This window comes from Halanaerobium saccharolyticum subsp. saccharolyticum DSM 6643 (genome assembly GCF_000350165.1).
Taxonomy (GTDB): domain Bacteria; phylum Bacillota; class Halanaerobiia; order Halanaerobiales; family Halanaerobiaceae; genus Halanaerobium; species Halanaerobium saccharolyticum.
Map to the genome: position 1 here is coordinate 179782 of NZ_CAUI01000015.1, position 23678 is coordinate 203459.

Here is a 23678-nt window from a genome sequence, read left to right on the forward strand (position 1 = left end):
GATTTACAGTTAAAAACCTACCCTCACGGATAGGTTTTAAAAGCTCGTGATTTATCTCGGCTCTACTAAAAATTTTATAGCTGTTCGTTCTTCTCCATCGATTTCAATTTCAGTAAATGCAGGAATCATTATTAAATCCATTCCGTTTGGAGCCACATAGCCCCTTGAAATTGCAATTGCTTTGATAGTTTGATTAACTGCCCCAGCCCCAACTGCCTGTAGTTCTACTTTTTTTTCTTCTCTAACAACTGCTGCTAAAGCACCGGCAACAGCTTTTGGATCTGATTTTGATGATACCTTTAATTCTTCCATAAATAGTTTAACTCCCCCTTAAAATAATATTAATATTTTTTTCTAAAATAGGTGGAGAATCTTAAAGGTTATGTAAATAACCTTGAGAATATTTAAACAGCTAATTATTTATTTCTTGATTAAAGGTATTTTTCCTTCTTTATCACTTAAATTAACTTATATTTTTTAATTTATTTACTTCTTGATCACTTAAATATCTAAAATCTCCTTCTTTAACTCCTTCAAGTGTCAAAAATGCAAAGGCTATTCTCTTAAGTGAAGCTACTGGGAAACCGGCTATTTTACACATTCTTCTAACCTGTCTATTTCTACCTTCATGAATAACCACATCAAATTCTGTCTGGTAATCTCTGTAGTTAACATTAGATATTTCAGCTGGAGCTGTTTTTTGACCATCAATAACCATACCCGCTTCAAATTTTTCAAAATCTTCTCGGCTTAATTCACCATCTGCCAAAACTCTATATTTTTTATCAACTTCTTTTTTTGGATGAGTCAACTTATAGGTTAAATCACCATCGTTAGTCATAATTAAGAGACCTGAACTATCATAGTCAAGTCTACCAGCCGGATATAATCTCTGTTTTAAATCTGGTATTAAATCCATTACTGTTGGCCGACCTTCTGGATCAGAAACAGTTGTAATATAGCCTTCAGGTTTATTTAATAAAATATACCTTTTCTTTTCTTCACTAATAAGCTCACCATCAACAACAATTTCGTCCTGCTCTGGGTCTACTTTAAATCCCATTTCTGTAACAATTTCTCCATTAACCTTAACTCTTCCCTCTGCTATAATTTCTTCTGATTTTCTGCGAGAAGCAACCCCTGCATGGGCCATAACTTTCTGCAGTCTCTCCATTATTTCACCCCAAAATTATAATAATATTTTAATATGCTTAGATTTTATTAATCAATCATCTTGACTTGTATCTTCTTTTTTCTCTGGTTGTATTTCTTCCGCTGCAGCTTTTTCTGCAGCTTCCTCAATTTCTTCAGCAAATAATTTTTCTACTCTTTCAATCTCCGGTAATTCATTTAAGTCTTCAATATCTAGATATTCCAAAAACTGACCTGTAGTTCCATAAATAATTGGATTACCAATAGTTTCTTTTCTGCCCACTTCTTCTATCAGTTCATATTTACTTAAAGTTTTGAGAGTTCTCTCGACACTAACTCCTCTAATTGCTTCTATTTCTGAGCGGGTAACAGGCTGTCTATAAGCAATAATAGCCAGTGTTTCCATAGAGGCAGTGGAAAGAGAAGAAACTTTTGTGATGTCAAATAACTGCTCAATTTCAGCAGCAAATTCTTTTTTTGTCTGGAATAAATAGCTGTTATTATATTCTTTTAACTGGATGCCAAATTCAATGCTCTGATATTTTTGTTCTAAATAAATAATAATTCTTTCTAATTTTTCTTCAGAAAAAGAAGTTATTTCTTTAATAACTTTGTGGGGCAGTCTCTTTTTGCTGCTAAAAATAAGTGCCTCAACTAAGGCAATATCTTTTGGCTTTAAATCTTCAAACCCCAAATTATCAAGAATTTGCTTTTCTTTTTCTCTTCTTTTATTACTTAGATAACTTATATTATCCTCGCTCATTAATTGACCCTCCTCGGGGCAAGCCCACAAGGTTTGCTAGCAGACTTTAACTTTGATCACCTTTGCATACTGATTCTGATATCTGAAAAATTATTATCCTGGACTACCTTAATTCTTTTTCTTTTCATTAACTCTAATAAAGCTAATAAACTTACTACTATTTCTAGTTGGTTATTTTCTTCTTTAATCAACTTGAAAAATGATATTTCTTGATTAACCTGTCTGATATCTTTTAAAATATCTCTAATTTTATTACCAATATTAAATTTTTCTTCTTTGAGATATTCCAGTTTCGGGTTTTGAAGCACTTCTGTTTCCTCTTCTTTTTCAGCAGTAATGGCCTTAACTACCATCTCATGAAGTTCAGAAGCAGAAATTTCTAAGTCAACCTGAAGCATCTCTGGCATTAATTCTTCTAAATCAACCTGAGCTTGATAACGGCTGCCGGCTTCTGCTTCCCATTCTTTTAATAGTTCAGCAATATTTTTAAATAATTCATATTCTCTTAAGCGAGTAATTAATTCATGCTCACTTTCTGTTTCTTCAGCTTCAGCTTCAGCAGGCAGCAGTGCTTTTATTTTTATTTCAATTAGCTCAGCTGCAATAATTAAAAATTCACTAGCCAGATCAATATCAAATTCCCTCATTTGATCAAGATAATTAAGATACTGATCGGTAATTCTGGCAAGTGAAAGCTCTGAAATATTAATTTCATTTTTTTTAACCAGCTTATATAGAAGTTCCAGTGGTCCTTCAAAATCATCAAGCACAAGTTTATAGTCCATAACTCAACCTCTTCCTCCTATAGTAATAGGCCATACACAGTGTTTACCAGGGGTCCGATAATACTCCATAAAATACCCGTATAGGCCAGTAATAATAATAAAATCATCCCGTAAGGCCCTTCAAGTTTACGGATATATTTATCAAATTTAGGTGGTAATACCCCCATTAATATCTTAGATCCATCTAATGGTGGAACAGGTAAAAGATTGAAAAAACCTAAACTTAAATTAATAATAACTGCCAGCTGAAAGAAAACAAAGATGGTCTGAACTAAACTGCCATAACCAGCCATCTGCAGCTGATATAAAGTTGAAGAACTAAAAAAGACTATTACCCTTGCTATAAGTGCAAATAAGGCGGCTAGAAAAAAATTAGCGCCAGGCCCTGCAAGACTAACCAACATCATTCCCTGCCGCGGGTTATTATAATAGTTCGGATTAATCGGTACCGGTTTTGCCCAACCAAAACGTCTGGTTAAAACCAAGACTAAACTGCCCATCAAATCCAAATGAGCAAGGGGATTTAAGGTTAACCTACCCTGAGATTTAGGGGTTGGATCTCCTAATCTATATGAAACATAGCCATGCATAAATTCATGTAGTGATAAAGAAAATAACAGTACTGGTATTAGTAATAATAATTCGTATATTGTATTCATTATTTCACCTCTTATCAAAGACAAATAAACTAAATAATTTTTCTTAAATATTCTAATGCCTCTTGCCGATTAGATATATTTTTTCTTAAAATTTGATCTCTAATTTCCAATAAATATTCTTTTATTTCTGGTCCCTGCTTTAGACCAAGTTCTAATAAATCATGTCCTGAAACAGGGATTTTCAGTTCTTTTCTTAAACGTAAATGTTCAAAAATTTCCTCTACATAATCCTGTTCAAAATTATTAATTATAAAAAACAGCAGTTCTTCTACCTGATAAGATTCCAGATTTCTGTATCTTAAAGCTGGATCCTTAATCTCTAAAATCGAGGTAGAAATATCCTCCCATCTTTTTTTAATAAAAGTCTTTTTTTCTATAGTGGATAATGGCCATAAATTTATTAAGCTTTCTTCACTATTATAAAACAAATTTATTAATCTTACAAGAAAATGATTAACATCAATCTCCTTTTCTCTACTGATGGCTAAAAGTTTTTCCCCTTTTAAAAAGTCAGCATCTCGATTTGGATTAAATTTAAAATCATCTTTAACTAATTTTAAAACAGGAATCTGATTTAATAAAATAGAAGAAAATTGCGAAATATCTTTATGTGCCTTAAATAAATACGAAAGCTCAGTAAAAACCCTTTCTATAGCAAGCTTATGATAGTCATAATTTTTAAGTGATTTGCGGCTCAATTCAACTGTTTCCGCACTTAACCTAAACTCTTTTAAAGTTTGAAAACGAATACCCCTTAAAATTCTTAAAGGATCATCTCTAAAACTATAATTATGGAGAACTTTAAGAATTCTATTTTTTAGATCATTTAGACCACCAAAAAAATCATAAAGTATTCCTTTTCGATCAGGGTGTAAATCAATAACTAAAGTATTGATTGTAAAGTCTCTTCTGAATAAATCGGAAAAAAGATCAGCTTTTTCAACAAGAGGTAAAGCTCCCGGAAAGTGATATTTTTCCTCTCTACAGCTGGCAATATCAATTGAATAGCCATACTTGTTGTGTAAAAAACCTGTAGAAAATTTATTATTATAATCATATTCATAATCATATTTTTGGGCCAGATGATCAAAAAATTTCTTTAAATCTCCATCTAATAAAATGTCTAAATCCTTATTTAAGGGCAGATCAATTAATAAATCTCTAACCTGGCCTCCGACTAAATAAAGATTATATCCCAATTTTGCCGCTTCTGCGGCTAGATCTAAAAGAAGTTCTCTTCTTTCTGGAGGAAGTTCATTCAACAAATTAGATTTATAATGCAAAAAGGATGCCTGATTATGATTGTTTTGTCTATATTTTTTTAAGAGATCAAGTCCTTTATCCAAGTCAATGCTCAAACTTTTATATTTTTGATTATCAATATAGGGAACATTATGATCTCCAGATTTTATTTTTCCAAGAAATTGGATTTTGTATTTTAACAAATTAACACTTTCTTTATTAAAATAAATATTATCCTGATCAATTAAATATTGATTTTTTTTATAAAATCTATAATCTGACTCATCAACATTAGCAGCTACTTTTTTGAATTTAACTTCTTTTAAATTATTAACTTTAATGATTTTGTTATTATAGCTATAGTATTCTTCTGCCATTGAATCTAAAAGCTTTTCTAATAAATTATTTTTGTTTTTCATATGCTATTCACCACTTTAAAAGACTGCCTCAATAGAGACAGCCTGAATTATAAAATTAATTAAACTATCTTAAATCAGTTCCTCTAACTTATCTCACTTAAATCTATTTCTTTTAATTTAGGATTATCAGCAGCTGAACGACCAACCTTAGCCAGATCAATCCATTCTCCATCAACTTTAACCCTAACAACATCTCCAGTAAAATCATTCTTAGTCCCAGCACAGGAACAATTAGATAAAAGCCAACTGCCCACACCGTAAATATCAACAGGTACCTGGGATGATTCAAAACGATCAATTTTTTCAGGATTAAAACCACCAGTTGCGATGATTTTTACATCCTGACAGAATTTTTTTGCAAGCTCAAAATTTTCTGGTCTTAAATCCCAATCTTTATAAGCATTATCAAGTGCTTTGCGCATATTAAATATTAATCTAGCATTAACACCATTATCAAGTTCTTTTTTGCCAAGCGGCTCAACACTTTCATCTCTTAAATCAGAAGAGTTGTCAGGTCTAACTCCAAATAACTTATATTTTTTAGCCTCTTTTTCCTGACCAGAACTTAAGAGCTCAATATATTTATCAAACATTGTTTTTAAAACGTTAAGACTTGTTTTAACACAATCATTATCAAAATCTACCAGAGCAATTCTATTTACATCAAGCGGCATCAAACGGCAAAACTGCAGCATTGATTCAGCAGTATCTCCTAAAAATGAAGCTACATAAGAATGACTGATAGTTCCGCCACCTTTTCCACCCCACCAGGCTCCCTGTTCATCAGTTGAAATATAGCGTTGAGTATTAGTGCCATATTCATTATTATAGGCATTTACTCCTAAAGAATAGGCATACCCATGCATTGCTTGGGATTTATAATGAGTAAATCTAGCTGGAAAAAATAAAATATCTTTTCCTCTTGCAGCTACCATAACCTGATAAACATTAGTAGCAATTCTAGAAGCCTCAGTTAAAGATCCTAAGATTGGAGTTTCAAGTATTGAAAAATCTCGATAACGTCCCCTAATTTTTATTACCGGATCAACATTATGAGGATTACCTTTATAATATGCTTTTTCTCCATCATGACAAGCTTCAATTTCTAGACTGGAAGAAGTATTAACAAAATTGCCATCTTGATCTTTATAGCCGACAGCAGTTTTTAAAATAGAAAGTGCCTCATCTATACCACCTAAAATACAAAATGGCTGGCGCCTTGGAAAAATCTGCATCTCAACTTCTATATTACCGATATCCTGGCCCTGAAACTTATAATCTTCTTCAGATAATTTAGTTAAAATACGCGCTATATTTCTAAAATAAACATCTGAATACCAACCATCTGCCATTCTTTCTCGATCTAGTTGAAATAATTCTGTTTCCAGACGCTCACCATTAAAAATTGTCATAACCTCACCTCAAAAATTTTCTTATTTAATTATTTCATATATTAATTCATTTTTCTTTTTCTTTTCGTCAGTAATTGTAAAAGCTTCTAACAGTTTCTTTTTTGCATCTTTAAGGTTTTTACTGTCATTGTAATGGAGCACTGCTAAAGGCTCACCTTTACTGACTGGATCAGCTGTTTTCTTTTTCAGTTCTAAGCCAACAGCGAGGTCAATTTCAGATTCTTTATTTTCTCTGCCAGCACCTAAAATCATTGCAGCTAGACCTACATCCAATGCTTTTATTTCAGAAATATAACCATCTTTTTCTGCTTTTACTTCAACTGTATCAGCTGCAGTTGGCAGTAATGATAAATCATCAACTACTTCAGCATTTCCTCCCTGAGCCCTAATCATCTCAGAAAATTTGGCTAAAGCCTTTCCATTTTTTAAATTTTCTTTTAAAATATTTCTGCCCTCTTCTAAATCTTTTATTTTACCTGAAAGTTGAAGCATAGCTGAACCAAGTTCTATACAAAGTTCAGTCAAATCTTCAGGTCCTTCTCCCCTAAGTGTTTTAATAGCTTCTTTAACTTCAAGCGCATTGCCGACTGCATTACCCAAAGGTTGATTCATATCAGTAATATAAGCTGCTGTATCTCTACCAACTTTTTTACCAATAGCAACCATCGCCTCTGCTAATTTTTTTGCATCATCAAATTCTTTCATAAAAGCACCATTACCTGTTTTAACATCAAGCACAATGGCATCAGCTCCACCAGCTAGTTTTTTACTCATAATACTGCTGGCAATTAGAGGAATAGATTCGACTGTTGCTGTTACATCCCTCAAAGCATATAGCTTTTTATCTGCAGGAGTTAAATTGCCAGTCTGACCAACGACTGCAACTCCGTGCTGATTTACATTATCGAAAAATTTATCTCTGCTTAACGATGTATTAAAATTAGGTATCGATTCTAGTTTATCTATTGTACCTCCAGTATGTCCAAGACCTCGCCCAGACATCTTAGCAACTGGAATTCCAGCTGAAGCAACTAATGGCGCTAAAATTAAAGTAGTAGTATCTCCAACCCCACCAGTGCTGTGTTTATCAACCTTAACTCCCTGAATAGGGCTTAAATCAATCATATCACCTGATTCAGCCATCAGCATAGTCAGCTTTGCAGTTTCTGCTGCATCCATCCCCTGGAAAAATACTGCCATTGCCCAGGCTGAAATTTGATAATCAGGAATTTCTCCATTAACATAACCTTTAATTAAAAACTCTAATTCTTCTTTGTTTAATTTTTGACCTTCTCTTTTTTTATATATAATATCATATGCACGCATCTTAAACCCTCCAACTAGATATTTTTAATAATACCTCGCATTAATTTAATAAAATCAGGTCTAACTTTTTCAGCAATTTCTACAACTTCATTGTGATTAAGAGGCTGTGGTAAGATTCCTGCTGCCATATTTGTAATACAGGAAACTCCAATAATACCTAAGCCCATATGATTTGCTGCAATTACTTCAGGTACTGTAGACATTCCAACAGCATCAGCACCTATTGTTCTTAAATATTTAATTTCAGCAGGTGTTTCATAACTTGGACCTGATTCAGCTGCATAAATGCCTTTTCTAGTCAGAATACCATTTTTTCTAGCCACATCTTCAACTACTTCAATTAATTCTTTATTATATGCTTCTGACATATCTGGGAAACGGGGACCAAATTCAGCTAAATTTTCACCAATTAAAGGATTATCTCCCATTAAATTAATATGATCAGAAATAATCATAAATTCACCGGCACTGAACTCTTCGTTAACTCCACCCGCTGCATTTGTTAAAATTAATTTTTCAATTCCTACTTCTTTCATTATTCTAACCGGCATAACAAGTTCCTGCATAGAATAGCCTTCATAATAGTGAGTTCTACCCTGCATTGCTATAACCTTTTTGCCCTCTAGTTCACCAATTACAAATCTACCAGCATGACCTTCAACTGTAGAAATCGGGAAGTTTTTAAGTTCACTATATTCTATATGAACTGGATTTTCAATTTCTTCAGCCATTACCCCGAGTCCAGAACCCAAGATAAGTCCCACCTCTGGCGTATAATCAAGCTGTTCAGCAATAATTTTAGCATTATTTTTAATATCTCTAATCATAATTTAAAACCTCCATAAGTGTTTTTATTAGAAATTTTAGTCTTTCTTAAAAGTTGTTTTGGATTGAATTTTTGCTCTGCTTAGAAATAATTATTCAAAACGAAACTAAATTATAAATTCACCATCACGATAGATCAATTGATCATCAGCATAAATTTCTCCACCATTTTTCATATCACAGAGCATATCCCAATGAATAGTTGAAATATTTTTGCCACCTGTTTCAGGATAACTGCGGCCTAAGGCTAAATGAATGGTTCCTCCTATTTTTTCATCAAATAACATATTCCGAGTGAATTCTGTAATTCCTTTATTACAGCCAACTGCAACTTCTCCAACATAGCGAGAGCCTTCATCTGTATCTAAAAGTGAATGAAGAAGTTCTTCTCCTTTAGCTGCAGAAGCATTAACTACTTTACCATTTTCAAATTCTAATCTAATATCCTCAATTTCTTTTCCACTATAAATTCCAGGGAAAGAAAATCTAATTTTACCTTCCACACTATCTTCAATCGGACCAGTAAAAACTTCACCACCTGGATAATTTTCTTTACCTTTATCAGCAACCCAGGTTCTGCCACCAACCTTGACTTTTAAATCTGTGTCTTCAGATATAAAATGCAGCTCATCTTTTTTATTCAAAATTGCTGCTATTCTTTCTAATTCTTCACCAAAGTTCTCCCAGTAAGCTACTGGGTCTTCTTTATTTAAATGACAGGCCTGATAAACAAATTCTTTGTAATCACTAAGTGACATACCTGCTTCCTGAGCATCGGCATGGGTAGGAAACTGACATATATTCCAGTTTAAACTACCTTCTGCTGCTCTATTCATTAAAATCTCGCTAATTTCTTTTTGGGCAATAGAGCGTTTTTTAATCTTTTCGGGGTCAACACCAGCCAAATTTTTAGTGTTATTATGTCCCAATATTTTTAGAGAGGCATCAACATTTTCCATTAGATATTTAGTAAATGGTGCACTATAATTTAACTGATCCTCAGAAGCATATTTATAGAATAATTCTTCCTGTTCATCAAATTTAGTGATTACCAGTGGATGTCCTCCATTTTTTAATACTTCTTTATATATTTCCTTAATTAAATCTTTACTTACATCTTCTCCTTGAATTAAAACTTGATCATCTTTTTTTATTTCTAGAGAATAATTAACTAGAAGTTCTGCATATTTATTTAATATAGAATCTGCCATTATTAACCTTCTTTCTCTATTTATTTAAAAAATATTTTAGAAAATCACCTTACCATAAGTACCGCCACCACCAGCTTGAAAACTAAAGTCCTGCTGACGGGCTTTTTTTATTTTTTTTAAAATTCTACTGCTCATACATTTTTCTAATTCTGCCGCAGTTAAATTATGAATTATATCCATTTCTGTACCACAATTTTTAAATAATTTAGCAGCTGTCTTTTTGCCAATCCCTGGAATATCAAGTAATGGTACCTGATAAATATATTCCGGCCTGTGGACTGGATGCTCAGGAGCTTTGTTTTCTGCAATTTCTAAAATCCTGTCTTTAACGCCAACTATTACTTTATCTGAGCCGCATTTAGGACATTTAAGCACTGCTTTTTCAACTTCAAAAGTACTATCACAATTTTCACAGTGTGAACGGTGATATTTACCCAATTCAGGATTTAAGCCATAATTTTTTTTAATCCTACCTGATTTTCTTTTTAAAGCTTTAAAAACTGAATTAAAATTTAACCCTTCTAATTCCATGATATTATATTCTCTAGCAATTTTAGGTAATGAATGAGCATCAGAATTACTTAAAAATGTCTTATCACTTAATTCAGGCATTAAATCTGCCATGTTTGTATCTGCACTCAACCCTAATTCTATTGCCGGAATCATCTCCCATTCTGCAGGAGAAAATATTTCTGAATAAGTTTTAAAGGCTCGCCCATAAAAACTTTTATGAGGAGTAAAAATATGAGCTGGGATCATTATCCCACCATGATAATCTACAATTTTTAGTAATTCTTTACCAGTTAAACTTGCAGCCTGTGAGCTTAAAGTTATATTAGTAATGTAATTATCCATAGTAGTACTAAATTCTTTGATTTGCCTTATTTTCGGAAAGAAAGACAAATAATGAACCTGGCCTCCATTTTTTTCTCTACTTTCTATTTCTGCTCCGGGTAAAATTAAGAGCTGATCAGAATAAAGTATTCCACCTTCATCTAACTCTCTCATCTTCCCCTCAGCTAACATTTTATCTATATCTTTTAAAACTACAGGCGAAGCACAATCAATTATTCCAATGATATCCAGACCTTTTTTGAAGGCTGCTTCCTTTAAAATATTTGGGAAATTTAATTTTCGAGAAGCAGTAATTTTAACAGGACTACCATCACCGCCTCCTCCAATATGAATATGTAAGTCTGCAAAAAACTTTTTTAACATTAAAAATCACCAAGATAATACATCACTGCAATTAATGTTTTGCTGTCTTTAATTTTACCAGCTTTAAATAGTTCTTTTAATTCTGCTTTGCTTTTTGGTACAACTTCTATATATTCTCCTTCTTCTAAATCTCTACCTACAAATTCTAAATTTTCTGCTTGATAAATATATATTTTTTCTGTACTGTAACCAGGAGTAGGATAAAACTCAAATAATTTACTAAATTTTTTAGCACTGTATCCAGTTTCTTCTCTCAATTCTCTACTGGCACATTCCTCTATTTTTTCACCAATTTCTAATTTACCAGCAGGAATTTCATAAATAATTTCATCAACTGGATATCTATATTGTTTAATTAAAAGAATATTTCCTGCTTCATTTTCTGCAAGCACTGAAACTCCACCGCTGTGTTCAACTACTTCTCTGGCAGATTTATGCTGATTAGGGAATTCAACTTCATCCCTAAAAAGTCTTAAAATATTTCCATTATATATTGTTTTACCTGTAATCTTCTTTTCTTTCTTAATTTCCATTATAAGCCTCCATTTATGAAACTTTTAATTCTACCATTATTTCATCTGCTATTCTGGCAATAAATTGCGAATTAGTTGGCTTGGAATTATCATTTAAATTATTTTTAAAATATTTTTTTAAAGCTTTCTGATTTCCCCGCTTCCAAGCTACATCAATTGCATGTCTGATTGCTCTTTCAACCCGACTTGGAGTTGAATCAAATTTTTCTGAAACTTGAGGGTACAATTCCTTAGTTACAGCTCCTAATAAATCCATATCTTTAATTACAAGTTCCACTGCATGACGTATATAACGGTAACCTTTTATATGAGCTGGCACTCCTAATTCATGGATTATATCTGTTATATAAGGAGTAAAATTTTCTTCTTCAGTTTCCATTTTTATATTTTTTAAATATATATCTTGACTGGGCTCTTCAGATTCCGAATTCATTAATAAATTTATTCTATCTACTAATTTATCTAAATCAAAAGGCTTCATAATATAATAATGAGCTCCCAATTCAAAAATATTCTTCATTATTTTATCATGACCTAGTGCAGTTAAAGCAATAATTTTCATGTCCTGTATTAAATTCCTAGAATTTAATTCTTCTAAAACACCTATTCCATCAAGATGAGGCATAATTATATCTAGAATTAATAAATCAGGCTGATCATTTTCTTCTAGATACTCTACTACCTGCAATCCATTATTTAAAACTTCGACTACATTAAAACCGTTATTTATTTCGAAAAACTCAGCTAAAAGCTGACAAAATTCTTCGTTATCATCAACCAATAAAATATCAACAGAGTCACTCACATTTATTCCCCCTAAGTTAATTAAAAAATTCATCATTTAATATATGTGAATTTGATTCCCAAAGTTAAGATAGAAATTTGATTAATTTTTGGCCAGCATAACCATCTCCTCAGCATGAGCCAAAGTTTTATCAGTAATTGTAGCTCCACCAATCATTCTAGCAATTTCTTCAACTCTCTCTTCTTTATTTAGAGCATTAATCTTAGTAAAGGTTCTATTTTCCCCCTTTACTTTTTTTATTAAAAAGTGATGATTGGCTGCACTTGCCAGTTGTGGCAGGTGGGTAATACAAACAATCTGCCTCTCAGCAGCAATTTGACTTAATTTTGCTGCCATTTTGGCTGCTGTTTTACCACCAACCCCGCTATCAACTTCATCAAAAATTAAAGTATCTACCTGATCAATAGCTGCCGTAATTGTTTTTAAAGAAAGCATTATCCTTGATAACTCCCCCCCAGAAGCTATTTTTGCTAGAGATTTTAAATCTTCACCTCTATTCGGAGAAATCAAAAATTCTATCCGGTCAGTTCCATCAGCTGAAATATCTTTTTTATCAAAATCAACTTTAAACCTGACATCTTCCATTGCTAAATCTTTAAGCTCTTCTTTTAAATTGACTTCAAGTTTTTTAGCATATTTTTTCCTGAGTCTCGACAATTCTTCTGATTTTTGTGTTAATTCAGCTTTTAATTTTTCGTTTTTTTGCTTTAAAGAGGCAATTTTTTCTTCAATATTTTCTAATTTATCTCTTTTTTGATATAATTCCTCCAAATAGTTAAGAACATCTTCTACATCTTCTCCATACTTTTTGAGCAGAGTATTAATTAAATCAAGCCTATCACTGATAATAGCAATTTGTTCTTCATCATAATCAAAGGAGCTTTCAAAATCACCTAGATCAAAAATAAATTCTTCTAAACTGAAATAGATATCAGTAAACTTTTTATTTAATTCTTTTAATTTATTATTATACTCTTCAATCTCTAAAAATTTATTTTTTAAAACTGCTAAGCGTTCCATTATTCCTTTTTCCTTGTAATCATCACCACTGAGAGTATTCATAAGTTCTGACACAACTTTATAAATTTCTTCACCATGTGATAGTGTCTCATATTCTTCTTTTAATTCTTCGTACTCTCCTTCTTTAAGAGCAGCTTCTTCTATCTCATCGATTTGAAAATTAATAATATCTAATTCTCTAGCTCTTTGAGAATCATCAATTTCTATTTCTGATAACTCATTTCTAATAACAGTTAATTTTTGATAAAGATCTTTTATCTCTGTTTTTAGGGGCTTAATTTCTTGACCTATAAAAGCATCTAAAATCATTAAATGTGAACTCTGATCTAAAAGAAGTTGATGTTCATGCTGACCATGGATATCAATTAAATAACGGCTAATTTTTTTAACAATTTTCAAAGTAGAAAGCTGACCATTAATTAAAGTCCGATTGCGTCCGTTTTCTCGAATTTCACGCGCAATTAAAATTCCATTTTCTTCTTCCTCAATCCCAGCTTCTTTTAAAATATTATTAATTATTTTAAGCTCATCAGGTTGAAAAAAAGCAGATATATAGGCAGCTTTTTTACCGCTTCGAATTACATCAGTATTAGCACGGGCTCCCAATAATAAATCTAAAGCACCAATAATTATTGATTTTCCTGCACCAGTTTCTCCACTTAAAATATTTAAACCTTTTTTAAAATTTATATTAACCTTATTTATCAGCGCAAAATTTTTGACCTGTAAATCACTGAGCATAAGTTTTCCCCCTGTAGTTAGGCAAGATTCATTTTTTCTTTGACAATAGTATAAAAGGTCCTATCTGGTAATTTAATTATTGATAACTCTTTATCAGCACCACTTATATAGATTTCATCTCCGGGAACAATTTCATTTTGCTGTCTGCCATCAGCACAGCCTTTAACAGAGCGACCATCACTGTCGACTTTAATTCTAATATTCTCTTGATCTGAAATAACCATCGGCCTCAAATGGAGATTATGAGGACAAATAGGTGTTATTAAAATAGCCTGAATCTGATGAGGATTAATTATTGGTCCCCCGGCAGATAAGGAATATGCGGTTGAACCAGTTGGAGTGGAAATAATAAGGCCATCACCTCTAAAATTATTTACCAGTTCCTTATTTATAAATAATTTAATTTTAAGCATATGAGTGTCTGGAGAGCGATTAATTACATAATCATTTAAAGCATAATTACTAGTTATTTTCTCATTATTTCGATAATGAGAAACCTGCAGCATCATTCTTTTTTCTATATTATAATTGTTACTATCAATCATTTCTAAGGCTTTTGTTAATTCTTCAGTTTCAACATCAGTTAAAAAGCCCAGATGACCAACATTGATACCTAAGAGAGGGATATCACTGCCAATAAAATGATGAGAACTATGTAAGAAAGTTCCATCACCACCTATTATAATTATATAATCAGCATCATTTTTTATTTTTTGATAATCTGCTCCTCTTTCACTTTTAGAAAGTTGAAAAGCAGCCTGTTTTTCTATTAAATATTCTTTGTCTCTTGCTTCAAACCATTCGATAGCTCTTTCAGCTACAGTAAAAGCTTCCTTTTTATCTAAATTTACTATTAAAGCAGCTTTATCCATCTTTATCCCCCCAACTCTGAATGAGCAGATTCTAAAACTTCAGTAATCTTATTTTCCCATTGGTCTTTTTTTAAACCTACTTTTTGATCTGTATATTTTAAATGTATTAAAAACTCTATATTTTTACTTGAAGCACCTGTTATTGGAGAATAATCAAGTGCTAATAGCTCCAACCCTTCTTTCAGGAAAAAATCACTTAAACTATTTAGTACATCCTGATGTACAGCAGGATCTTTAATTACACCATTTTTACCGACTCTTTCTCTTCCAGCTTCAAATTGTGGTTTAATTAAAGCTATAAAATCACCATTTTTCTCTAAAAACTTTTTCACACCCGGTACTATTAATCGCAAAGAAATAAAAGAAACATCTGTTACAATTAAAGGTACTTCTACATTTAATTCATTTTTTTCTAAATGACGAAAATTACAGCGCTCTAGAACCTCAACTCGCTCGTCCTGCCTTAATTTCCAGGCAAGCTGACCATAACCAACATCTATAGCATATACTTTTTCAGCTCCATACTGGAGCAGGCAGTCCGTAAAACCACCTGTCGAGGCTCCAATATCTATTACTTCTTTTCCCGAAGGATTAATATCAAATACTTTTATAGCTTTCTCAAGTTTAAAGCCTCCCCGGCTGACATAAGGATTTTTATCTCCTCTAAATTCAATCTCTGCTTCTGGATCAATTTGAGTTCCAGCTTTATCTTCTCTTTGGCCATTGACAAAAACTAAACCAGCCATGATTGCTCTTTTGGCTCGAGAACGACTTTTAAACATAGATCTCTCAGTTACTACAATATCTAATCTTTTTTTTCTGGCCATAATTCATTAACCTCCTCTGCTTTTGAAAGCAAAGAAAGTGCATTTTCTAAAATACCCCTGGCATCAAGCTGATATTCTTTTTTCATCTGATCCATACCGCCATGAGTAACAAATTCATCCCCAATACCAATTCTTTTAATCTTATTGATAGCAACTCCTCGATCTGCAGCCAGCTCTAATACTGCAGATGAAAAACCTCCTGCTAGAACCTGCTCTTCAGCTGTAATTATATTTTTAGAATTTTTAAGAGCTTTTATAATGATTTCTTCATCTAACGGCTTAATAAATCTAGCATCAACTACTGCAGTTTTATAGCCATTATTATTTAATACTTCAGCTGCTTTTTGTGCTGGTAAAACAGTTGAGCCTACAGTTAAAATTGTTAAATCCATATCTGTCTCAATTTCTATTAACTCTTCTGCTTTTCCAATCTCTATTTCTTTTAGATCACTGACATTACGAGGAACATATTCCCCGGCAGCGGCTCCTCTTGGATAACGGAGTACTGCTGGGCCTTGATAATTTACAGCAGTATAAAGCATCTGCTGCATTTGTTCGGCATCCTTAGCTGCCATCATCACCAAATTGGGTACCGGTCGTAAAAATGAATAATCAAACAATCCCTGATGAGTTTCGCCATCATTACCTACAATTCCTGCCCGATCTACTGCTATTGTTAGATCAATATTTTGTAAAGCAGCATCGTGGATTACCTGATCATAACCCCGCTGCAGAAAAGTAGAATAAATTGCCGCAACTGGTTTCATTCCACCTCTAGCGAGACCAGTACTCATAGTAATAGCATGCTGTTCAGCTATCCCAACATCATAATAACGCTCGGGATGTGCCTTAGCAAAAATCTCCATACCAGTACCGGAGGGCATTGCTGCTGTTATACCTGCAATTTTTTCATCAGCTGCCGCCATTCTGCTTAAGGTTTCACCAAAAATTTGACTGTAGCTGGCTTTGGATTTAGATTTTTTAGAACTTCCATCTTTAATGTTAAAAGCTCCCACACCGTGAAATTTATCCGGATTATTTTCAGCCGGTGGATAGCCCTTTCCTTTTTTTGTTACAACATGTAAAAGCACAGGCCCTTCTATTGCTTCTGCCTGTTTAAAATGTTTCATCAATTCTATAATATTATGTCCATTAATTGGTCCTAGATAATTAAAACCAAATTCTTCAAAAAGAACTCCCTGAATAAAACTATATTTCAAGGCATTTTTCACTCTATCTACAGTATTTGTAACTGTTTTTCCTATTTTGGGAATTTTATTAATTAAAAACTCAATATCTTCCTTAACTTTTTTTAAGGTAGGATCATTTCTTAAAGTAGATAAATAATTAGAAATAGCGCCTACATTATTAGAAATTGACATTTCGTTATCATTTAAAATCACATTGATATCTGCTCCAATATGACCGGCATGGTTTAAAGCTTCAAATGCCATACCACCGGTTAGAGCACCGTCTCCAATAACTGCATAAATATCACCCATTTGATCTAAGTTTTCCCGGGCCAAAGAAAGTCCTACTGCAGCCGAAATTGAGGTACTGCTGTGTCCAGCTCCAATTATATCGTGGGGAGATTCTGCACATTTAGGATAACCACTTATCCCATCTTTCTGCCTCAAATTTGCAAAACAATTTTTGCGACCGGTTAAGATTTTATGTGTATATGCCTGATGCCCAACATCCCAAATGATTTTATCTGTAGGAGAGTTCAAATAATGATGGAGAGCAATTGTTAATTCAACCGTCCCTAAATTTGAAGCTAAATGCCCCCCTGTTTTAGAAATGTTTTCTAATAGAAACTCCCTAATCTCAGAGGCCAGATCATCAAGTTGTGAAGCTTTTAAACGTTTTAAATCATCAATTCCATTTATACCAGATAAATAATTGTTCATTAATTCCACCTCTTTTTTAAAAAAGCATAGATTTTGTCATAAATAAGATGAAAAAATGCTATAAACTTACCAACTAAAAATATAATATTTGTTGATTTTTTCATGCCGTAGTGTTTGAAAAATGCTTTCCCACCAACTGTGAGAGCTGAAGCTAGGCCAATAATTATTAAATTAGTCCAAAAATTAGAAAATCCATAATAATTTATTAAATCAATAGCAATCACTGCACTAATTGCACCACTTATAGTACCACAGATATCTCCAACAATATCACACATTAAGCTCGCTACTTTATCTCCATTTTTAGCTAGATAAAGAGAAATTTTAGCACCAAATATTTTTTTAGCTGCCTTAGCATTAAAAGGCTCTGTTCGGGCAACTGTTGCTGCCACACCAACCATGTCCGATAAAACTCCTACAATTATAATAATTAACAGTATTATTACTGCCATCGGTAAAGGTACAAAACGAACCTGTGTCTGCGAAACTGATGAGACACTTACCGCAATAAAAAAAGTCATTATAGCAATAATAATACTGCTCTTTAAATTATCCAATAATTTTCACCTCTATTTAAAAATAACAGATGGTAATATAATAGATAAATGCTGTGTCATAGGTCCAGCAGGTTTTCCCCAGGAATTCCCATCTGTCACCATCTGGGAGATTTCTCTTTAAATTCCTGCTGTAGGGTCTCCCGTTACAGAGCTGGATTGCCACTAAGAACACACTTTAATCCCTATTATATCCCTCAGGACAGTCTAGAAGTTTTCCTTTACAGCATTTAAACTATCTTCTAGCTTCTTTTGCAGTACAAGTTTCCAGCAGGTTCAACATAGAGCTGGATCCAAGCGTCTATGTTTTGCTACTGTCTCCAGTACCACTTCAAAGCAGGCTACACTGTTTAACCTTGAGGTTAAAACAGGTGAACCTGGCCTTGCTATGTATTATATAACTCGACCAGGCCTCCGCGGGAAAGGGGTCAACGCCCACATGCCATTGTGGATCGCCCCAAACCCTTATCTCTCTGCAACGGCCCCCGACTGGGCGTCAGCAGCCATTACAAAGAACTTCATCGATATGCCCGTTGACGGATTTTTAGGCCCGCCTTCAAAGATAGTATGCTGACTAGAATACTGCACCATCTGCATTTTAACTAATTATAACATATTTGTTTATACCCTTCAATTAATGCTGTCTCTTTAAAATATAATCAACAAGCGCCTTTAAATCTTCTGCTTTATCTCCAAAAATATTTAATTCTGTTTTAGCCTGATCAGCATGTTCTTGAGCTGCTGCTCGAGCAGCATTAAGACCTAATAATTTAGGATAAGTCGACTTATTTAATTCTTCATCGCGACCAACAACTTTACCCATTTTTTCTGTTTCACCGGTTAAATCAAGCAGATCATCAACAATTTGGAATAAGACACCTATATTTTCAGCATAGGCTAACAGTGCTTGCTCTTCTTTTTCACTATAATCTGAACAGTAAACACCATTTAAGACAGCTGCTTTAATTAAAGCACCTGTTTTAGCTTTATGTACTTTCTGCATTTCAGCTAAAGATAATTTTTTATTTTCTCCTTCTAAATCTAAAATCTGCCCCCCTACCATTCCCTGCTGACCTGAATATTTAGCAGTATTGGCAATTATTTTAATTTTAGCAGCAGGATCAAGCTCTAATTCTGATAACACCTCGAAAGCATAAGTTAATAGAGCATCCCCAGCTAAAATTGCTTCTGCTTCTCCAAAAACGAGATGATTAGTTTTTTTCCCCCGTCTCAGTTGATCATCATCCATTGCAGGCAGATCATCATGAATTAAAGAATAACTATGAATCATCTCTAAAGCAGAACCAGCTTTTAAAGCAGCCTCATAATTTCCATCTAATAATTCAGCTGTCATTAATGATAAAACTGGGCGTATTCTTTTTCCACCTGAAAGTAAGGTGTATTTCATAGCCTCAGTCAAGCGGGGAGCAGTCTCCTCTTTTAAATTCATCAATTTTTCTAAATTTGTTTCTACTTCTTCAGCTTTGGTTTTTAAAATATTTTTTATTTCCCGCAAAATTAATCCTCCTCAATCTCAGAATCAAAAGGAACTTCTGTTTTAAACTCATTATTTTCTTTTAGCATTAACTCAATTTTCTTTTCAGCCTTATCTAACTTTTGATTACAAAATTTAAGCAGCTGCATTCCCTGATTAAATTCTGCTAGAGTTTGATCAAGTGAGAGACCACCTTTTTCAAGTTCTTCCACAATTTTTTGAAGTTTTTCTAAAGCTGATTCAAAATCTAAATTCTTAGTCTCAATTTCTTCAATTTCATTTTTTAATTCACTTTCTTTTTTATCTTTACTCATCTATATCACCAACTTTTCTACTAGCTTTTACTTCTAATTCTGCCAGACCATCACTTAACCGAGCCTTAAGTAAATCTCCATTTTCAATTTGATCCACTGATTTAATAGTTTTATCATTTTCATCCTGAAGAATAGAATAACCACGATCTAAAGTTTTAAGCGGGCTTAAATTATTTAATTTTTGATATAATAATTGGTATTTGTTTTCCCAGCTATTATAATCTTTTTCTATTTGGTGTTCTAACTTTGTCTCAATTCGATCTAGCTCCTGCTCGTAAGTACGAAAGATTTCTGCAGGTGAAGAAAAAATCCTTCTCTCAGCTAGACTCTTTATCTTATTTTTATATTCTTTAATTTTAGCAGAACTGCTGTTTAAAAGACGCTGATTTAAATTATCAAGCCTATTTAAAATTTCTTCTCGATTTGCAGTAGCAAGCTCAGCTGCAGCCGAAGGTGTTGGAGCTCTCAAATCAGCTACAAAATCTGAAATAGTAAAGTCAGTTTCATGGCCAACTCCACTAATTACCGGCAGCCTGGAATTATATACTGCTCGGGCCACCTTTTCCTCATTAAAGGGCCAGAGATCTTCAATCGAGCCCCCACCACGACTGATAATTATTAAATCAATATCGTCACGACTGTTTAAATATTCAATCCCTGCAGTAATTTCATCTTTTGCTAAATTCCCCTGCACATGAGCCGGTATAATTAAAACTGAAAAATTACCGCTGCGTCTTTTCATTACCGACAGAATATCTCTAACTGCTGCGCCTGTAGGAGAAGTTACAATTCCAATTTTTTTAGCCAGAAGTGGTATTTCTTTTTTCCTACTGTCAGCAAAAAGACCTTCTTTATCCAATTTAGCCTTTAATTTTTCAAAGGCTTCATATAATTTACCCTTACCGGCCTTTTCCATTTCTCTAGCATAAAATTGATATTCTCCTCGCTGAGCATATATATCTAAATTCCCTCTAGCTTCAACCTGCATTCCTTCTTCAGGCTCAAAATCCAACGCAGAATTATAGCCTTTAAACATAACAGTTTTAAGCTGAGAATTTTTATCTTTGAGGGTAAAATACATATGACCTGAACTGTGGTGGTAAAAATTTGAAATTTCACCACTAATCCAAAAGTCAGAAAGAAGAGTATCTTCTTTAATTAAAGCCTGAAGATACTCTGTAATTTCTGCTACTGTATATATCTTTTTTTCTTTTTTTGAAAATAAGTTGTTTTGGTATAAATCTGACATAAAATCAACCACTCTATTTTTTAGATTTATTTAACAAATCGTTCTTAATATTTTCTGCTGCTGTTTTACCAGCACCCATTGCTTTAATTACAGTTGCAGCACCAGTAACAACATCTCCCCCAGCGTAAACTCCTTCACGACTGGTCTCCTGATCTTCATTTACTTTAATACCGCCCCAGCTTTTAGTTTCAATATCTTTGGTATTTGATGTCAGCAGTGGATTAGGATTTTGACCGATTGCTATGATTACTGTGTCTACATCCAGCATCCAGTTTGAGTCATCAATTGGCAGCGGGCGTCTTCTGCCTGAATCATCTTTTTCTCCAAGCTTCATTTTTAAACATTCCATCTTGTTTACTCGACCGTCTTCACCATGAATAGCAACAGGATTGTTCAAAAGTTTAAACTCTATTCCTTCTTCTTCAGCATGATGTATTTCTTCACTTCTAGCTGGCATTTGTTCCGCAGCTCTTCTATAAACTATATATACATCCTCTGCCCCCAGTCTTTTTGCAGTTCTAGCTGAGTCCATAGCCACATTACCAGCCCCAACTACTGCAACCTTATCTCCAACTACAACCGGTGTTTTATATTCCGGGTATTTAAATGCCTTCATTAGATTAACTCTTGTTAAAAATTCATTTGCAGAATAAACGCCATTAAGATTTTCACCAGGAATATTCAAAAATCTCGGCAGGCCTGCACCTACACCAATAAACATCGCTTCATATCCCTGTTCAAATAGCTCATCAACTGTCATTGTTTTTCCGACTACAACATTCAGTCTGATTTCTACTCCAAGATCTTTAATAGCTTCAACTTCCCTGTCTACTATATCTTTCGGGAGTCTAAATTCAGGGATCCCATAACGTAATACTCCTCCTGTATCGTGCAGTGCTTCAAAAATGGTTACATCAAACCCATATTTAGCAAGATCAGCTGCTGCAGTCAAGCCAGCTGGTCCAGCTCCAATTACTGCAACTTTTTTTTCTTCCAGTTCTGGTATTTTCATCTTTTCTAATTCAGCAGCAGATGACTTATCTGTACCTTTTTCCATATTATAATCTGCTACATATCTTTCTAAACGACCAATTGCAACTGGCTCATTTTTAATCCCCATGACACAAACTTTTTCACACTGTTCTTCCTGAGGACAAACCCGACCACAAACGGCTGGTAAATTATTTTTACTTTTAATTATCTGGTTTGCTTCGACAACATCTCCATCTAATATAGCCTGAATAAATTGAGGTATAGGTACATGGACCGGACAACCTTCAACACAAGGCTGATGCTTACACTGCAGACATCTTTCTGCCTCAACAACTGCCTCTTCATCACTATAACCAAATGGGACTTCATCAAAATTCTTAATTCTCTCTTCAGGTTCTTGTTCCCGCATTGGAGTTTTTGTCTTTTGTAAAGCCATTAATTATCCTCCTCGACTTCTTTGTAATGCACTAAATCTTCTTCATTTTGATAAAAATTTAATCTATTCATTAATTCTTCAAAGTCAACCTGATGAGCATCAAAGGCAGGTCCATCAACACAGGTGAACTTTCTTTCTCCCCCAACAGTTACTCGACAAGCCCCACACATTCCGGTTCCATCAACCATAATTGTATTTAAACTGACAATAGTCTCTATTCCATACTCTTCAGTCATATCTGCTACAGCTTTCATCATTGGTACCGGACCAATTGCTACAACTAAGTCAATATCATCCTCTTCTTCCAGTAAATCTTTTAAAATTTCTGTTACAAAACCATGGTGCCCATAGCTGCCATCATCAGTGGCAATATATACTCGATCACTATACTCATTTAATTCATCTTCTAAAATAATTAAGTTCTTAGTTCTTGCGCCTGTGATACTTATTACTTCAGCTCCCTGCTCATAAAAACCTCTTACTTTAGGGTATAAAAGAGCAGTTCCTGAACCCCCACCTAATAATACCACCTTATTATATCCTTCCATTTCAATATGATGGCCTAAAGGGCCAACAATATCCTGAATATAATCTCCTTTATCCATCTTTCCTAATAATTTGGTAGAATATCCAACTTCCTGAAAAATAATACTAATAATTCCTGTTTCACGTTCATAATCAGCTACAGTCAGTGGAATTCGTTCACCTTTTTCATCTACTCTTAATATTATGAAGTTACCCGGCTCAGTTTTTTTTGCAATTAAAGGTGCTTTAACCTTTAGTTTTTTGATAGTTGGTGCCAGAACTTCTTTCTCTAAAATTTCATACATAATTGACCTCCTCTTATTTTAAAAAAGCAAAACAAAAAATCCTGCTTCTATACTTAATTCTTTGCCAGGCCTCTTAAATCCTTCTTA

The 23678-nt window shown here is 33.5% G+C and carries 23 protein-coding genes; all 23 read right to left on the reverse strand.

Going from position 1 to position 23678, the window contains the following annotated elements; genetic code table 11:
* Positions 1–51 precede the first annotated feature (51 nt).
* Positions 52–312: a stage V sporulation protein S gene (locus tag HSACCH_RS06145; RefSeq protein ID WP_005488635.1), complete on the reverse strand. Its 261-nt coding sequence runs from the start codon at positions 310–312 to the stop codon at positions 52–54.
* 151 nt (positions 313–463) lie between these two features.
* Positions 464–1174, reverse strand: a complete 711-nt coding sequence (locus tag HSACCH_RS06150) for a pseudouridine synthase (RefSeq protein WP_005488636.1) — start codon at positions 1172–1174, stop codon at positions 464–466.
* 51 nt (positions 1175–1225) lie between these two features.
* A complete protein-coding gene (scpB, locus tag HSACCH_RS06155; protein ID WP_005488637.1) occupies positions 1226–1915 on the reverse strand; it encodes an SMC-Scp complex subunit ScpB in 690 nt (229 codons plus the stop codon).
* Between the two features lie 56 nt (positions 1916–1971).
* Complete coding sequence (locus tag HSACCH_RS06160; RefSeq protein ID WP_005488638.1) at positions 1972–2700, reverse strand: segregation and condensation protein A; 729 nt, start codon at positions 2698–2700, stop codon at positions 1972–1974.
* A gap of 17 nt (positions 2701–2717) precedes the next feature.
* A complete protein-coding gene (locus tag HSACCH_RS06165; RefSeq protein WP_005488640.1) occupies positions 2718–3359 on the reverse strand; it encodes a site-2 protease family protein in 642 nt (213 codons plus the stop codon).
* Positions 3360–3388: 29 nt separating this feature from the next.
* Positions 3389–5020, reverse strand: coding sequence for a tRNA nucleotidyltransferase/poly(A) polymerase family protein (locus tag HSACCH_RS06170; protein ID WP_005488641.1), 1632 nt, complete (start codon positions 5018–5020; stop codon positions 3389–3391).
* 83 nt (positions 5021–5103) lie between these two features.
* A complete protein-coding gene (locus HSACCH_RS06175; protein WP_005488644.1) occupies positions 5104–6432 on the reverse strand; it encodes a nicotinate phosphoribosyltransferase in 1329 nt (442 codons plus the stop codon).
* Between the two features lie 21 nt (positions 6433–6453).
* The gene (locus tag HSACCH_RS06180; protein ID WP_005488649.1) at positions 6454–7758 is read right to left on the reverse strand and encodes a pyrimidine-nucleoside phosphorylase; all 1305 of its coding nucleotides are present in this window, start codon (positions 7756–7758) and stop codon (positions 6454–6456) included.
* 14 nt (positions 7759–7772) lie between these two features.
* Positions 7773–8585, reverse strand: a complete 813-nt coding sequence (locus HSACCH_RS06185) for a purine-nucleoside phosphorylase (protein WP_005488650.1) — start codon at positions 8583–8585, stop codon at positions 7773–7775.
* 105 nt (positions 8586–8690) lie between these two features.
* The gene (locus HSACCH_RS06190; protein WP_005488651.1) at positions 8691–9794 is read right to left on the reverse strand and encodes an aminopeptidase; all 1104 of its coding nucleotides are present in this window, start codon (positions 9792–9794) and stop codon (positions 8691–8693) included.
* Between the two features lie 36 nt (positions 9795–9830).
* A complete protein-coding gene (locus HSACCH_RS06195; protein WP_005488652.1) occupies positions 9831–11012 on the reverse strand; it encodes an endonuclease Q family protein in 1182 nt (393 codons plus the stop codon).
* A complete protein-coding gene (locus HSACCH_RS06200) occupies positions 11012–11545 on the reverse strand; it encodes an NUDIX domain-containing protein (protein ID WP_005488653.1) in 534 nt (177 codons plus the stop codon). The genes HSACCH_RS06195 and HSACCH_RS06200 overlap by 1 nt, the downstream gene beginning before the upstream one ends.
* Positions 11546–11558: 13 nt before the next feature.
* Positions 11559–12350 (reverse strand): sporulation transcription factor Spo0A, encoded by a 792-nt coding sequence (spo0A, locus tag HSACCH_RS06205; RefSeq protein WP_005488656.1) that lies wholly within the window; start codon positions 12348–12350, stop codon positions 11559–11561.
* Between the two features lie 81 nt (positions 12351–12431).
* Positions 12432–14111 (reverse strand): DNA repair protein RecN, encoded by a 1680-nt coding sequence (recN, locus tag HSACCH_RS06210; RefSeq protein WP_005488663.1) that lies wholly within the window; start codon positions 14109–14111, stop codon positions 12432–12434.
* A 17-nt stretch (positions 14112–14128) separates the two neighbouring features.
* Positions 14129–14983, reverse strand: a complete 855-nt coding sequence (locus tag HSACCH_RS06215; protein WP_005488664.1) for an NAD(+)/NADH kinase — start codon at positions 14981–14983, stop codon at positions 14129–14131.
* A gap of 2 nt (positions 14984–14985) precedes the next feature.
* The gene (locus HSACCH_RS06220; RefSeq protein WP_005488665.1) at positions 14986–15810 is read right to left on the reverse strand and encodes a TlyA family RNA methyltransferase; all 825 of its coding nucleotides are present in this window, start codon (positions 15808–15810) and stop codon (positions 14986–14988) included.
* Positions 15789–17720: a 1-deoxy-D-xylulose-5-phosphate synthase gene (gene dxs / locus HSACCH_RS06225; RefSeq protein WP_005488666.1), complete on the reverse strand. Its 1932-nt coding sequence runs from the start codon at positions 17718–17720 to the stop codon at positions 15789–15791. Before dxs ends, HSACCH_RS06220 begins: the two co-directional genes overlap by 22 nt.
* The gene (locus HSACCH_RS06230; protein ID WP_005488667.1) at positions 17720–18277 is read right to left on the reverse strand and encodes a hypothetical protein; all 558 of its coding nucleotides are present in this window, start codon (positions 18275–18277) and stop codon (positions 17720–17722) included. Before HSACCH_RS06230 ends, dxs begins: the two co-directional genes overlap by 1 nt.
* A gap of 631 nt (positions 18278–18908) precedes the next feature.
* Positions 18909–19790 carry a polyprenyl synthetase family protein gene (locus HSACCH_RS06235; RefSeq protein ID WP_005488668.1) on the reverse strand — a complete coding sequence of 294 codons (882 nt, stop codon included), beginning with the start codon at positions 19788–19790 and terminating at the stop codon, positions 18909–18911.
* A gap of 2 nt (positions 19791–19792) precedes the next feature.
* Entirely contained in the window at positions 19793–20083 is a 291-nt protein-coding gene (gene xseB / locus HSACCH_RS06240; protein WP_005488669.1) for an exodeoxyribonuclease VII small subunit, read from the reverse strand.
* Positions 20076–21332, reverse strand: coding sequence for an exodeoxyribonuclease VII large subunit (gene xseA / locus HSACCH_RS06245; protein WP_005488670.1), 1257 nt, complete (start codon positions 21330–21332; stop codon positions 20076–20078). The genes xseB and xseA overlap by 8 nt, the downstream gene beginning before the upstream one ends.
* A 13-nt stretch (positions 21333–21345) precedes the next feature.
* Entirely contained in the window at positions 21346–22761 is a 1416-nt protein-coding gene (gene gltA, locus HSACCH_RS06250; protein WP_005488671.1) for an NADPH-dependent glutamate synthase, read from the reverse strand.
* A complete protein-coding gene (locus HSACCH_RS06255) occupies positions 22761–23591 on the reverse strand; it encodes a sulfide/dihydroorotate dehydrogenase-like FAD/NAD-binding protein (RefSeq protein WP_005488672.1) in 831 nt (276 codons plus the stop codon). Before HSACCH_RS06255 ends, gltA begins: the two co-directional genes overlap by 1 nt.
* Positions 23592–23678: the final 87 nt, after the last annotated feature.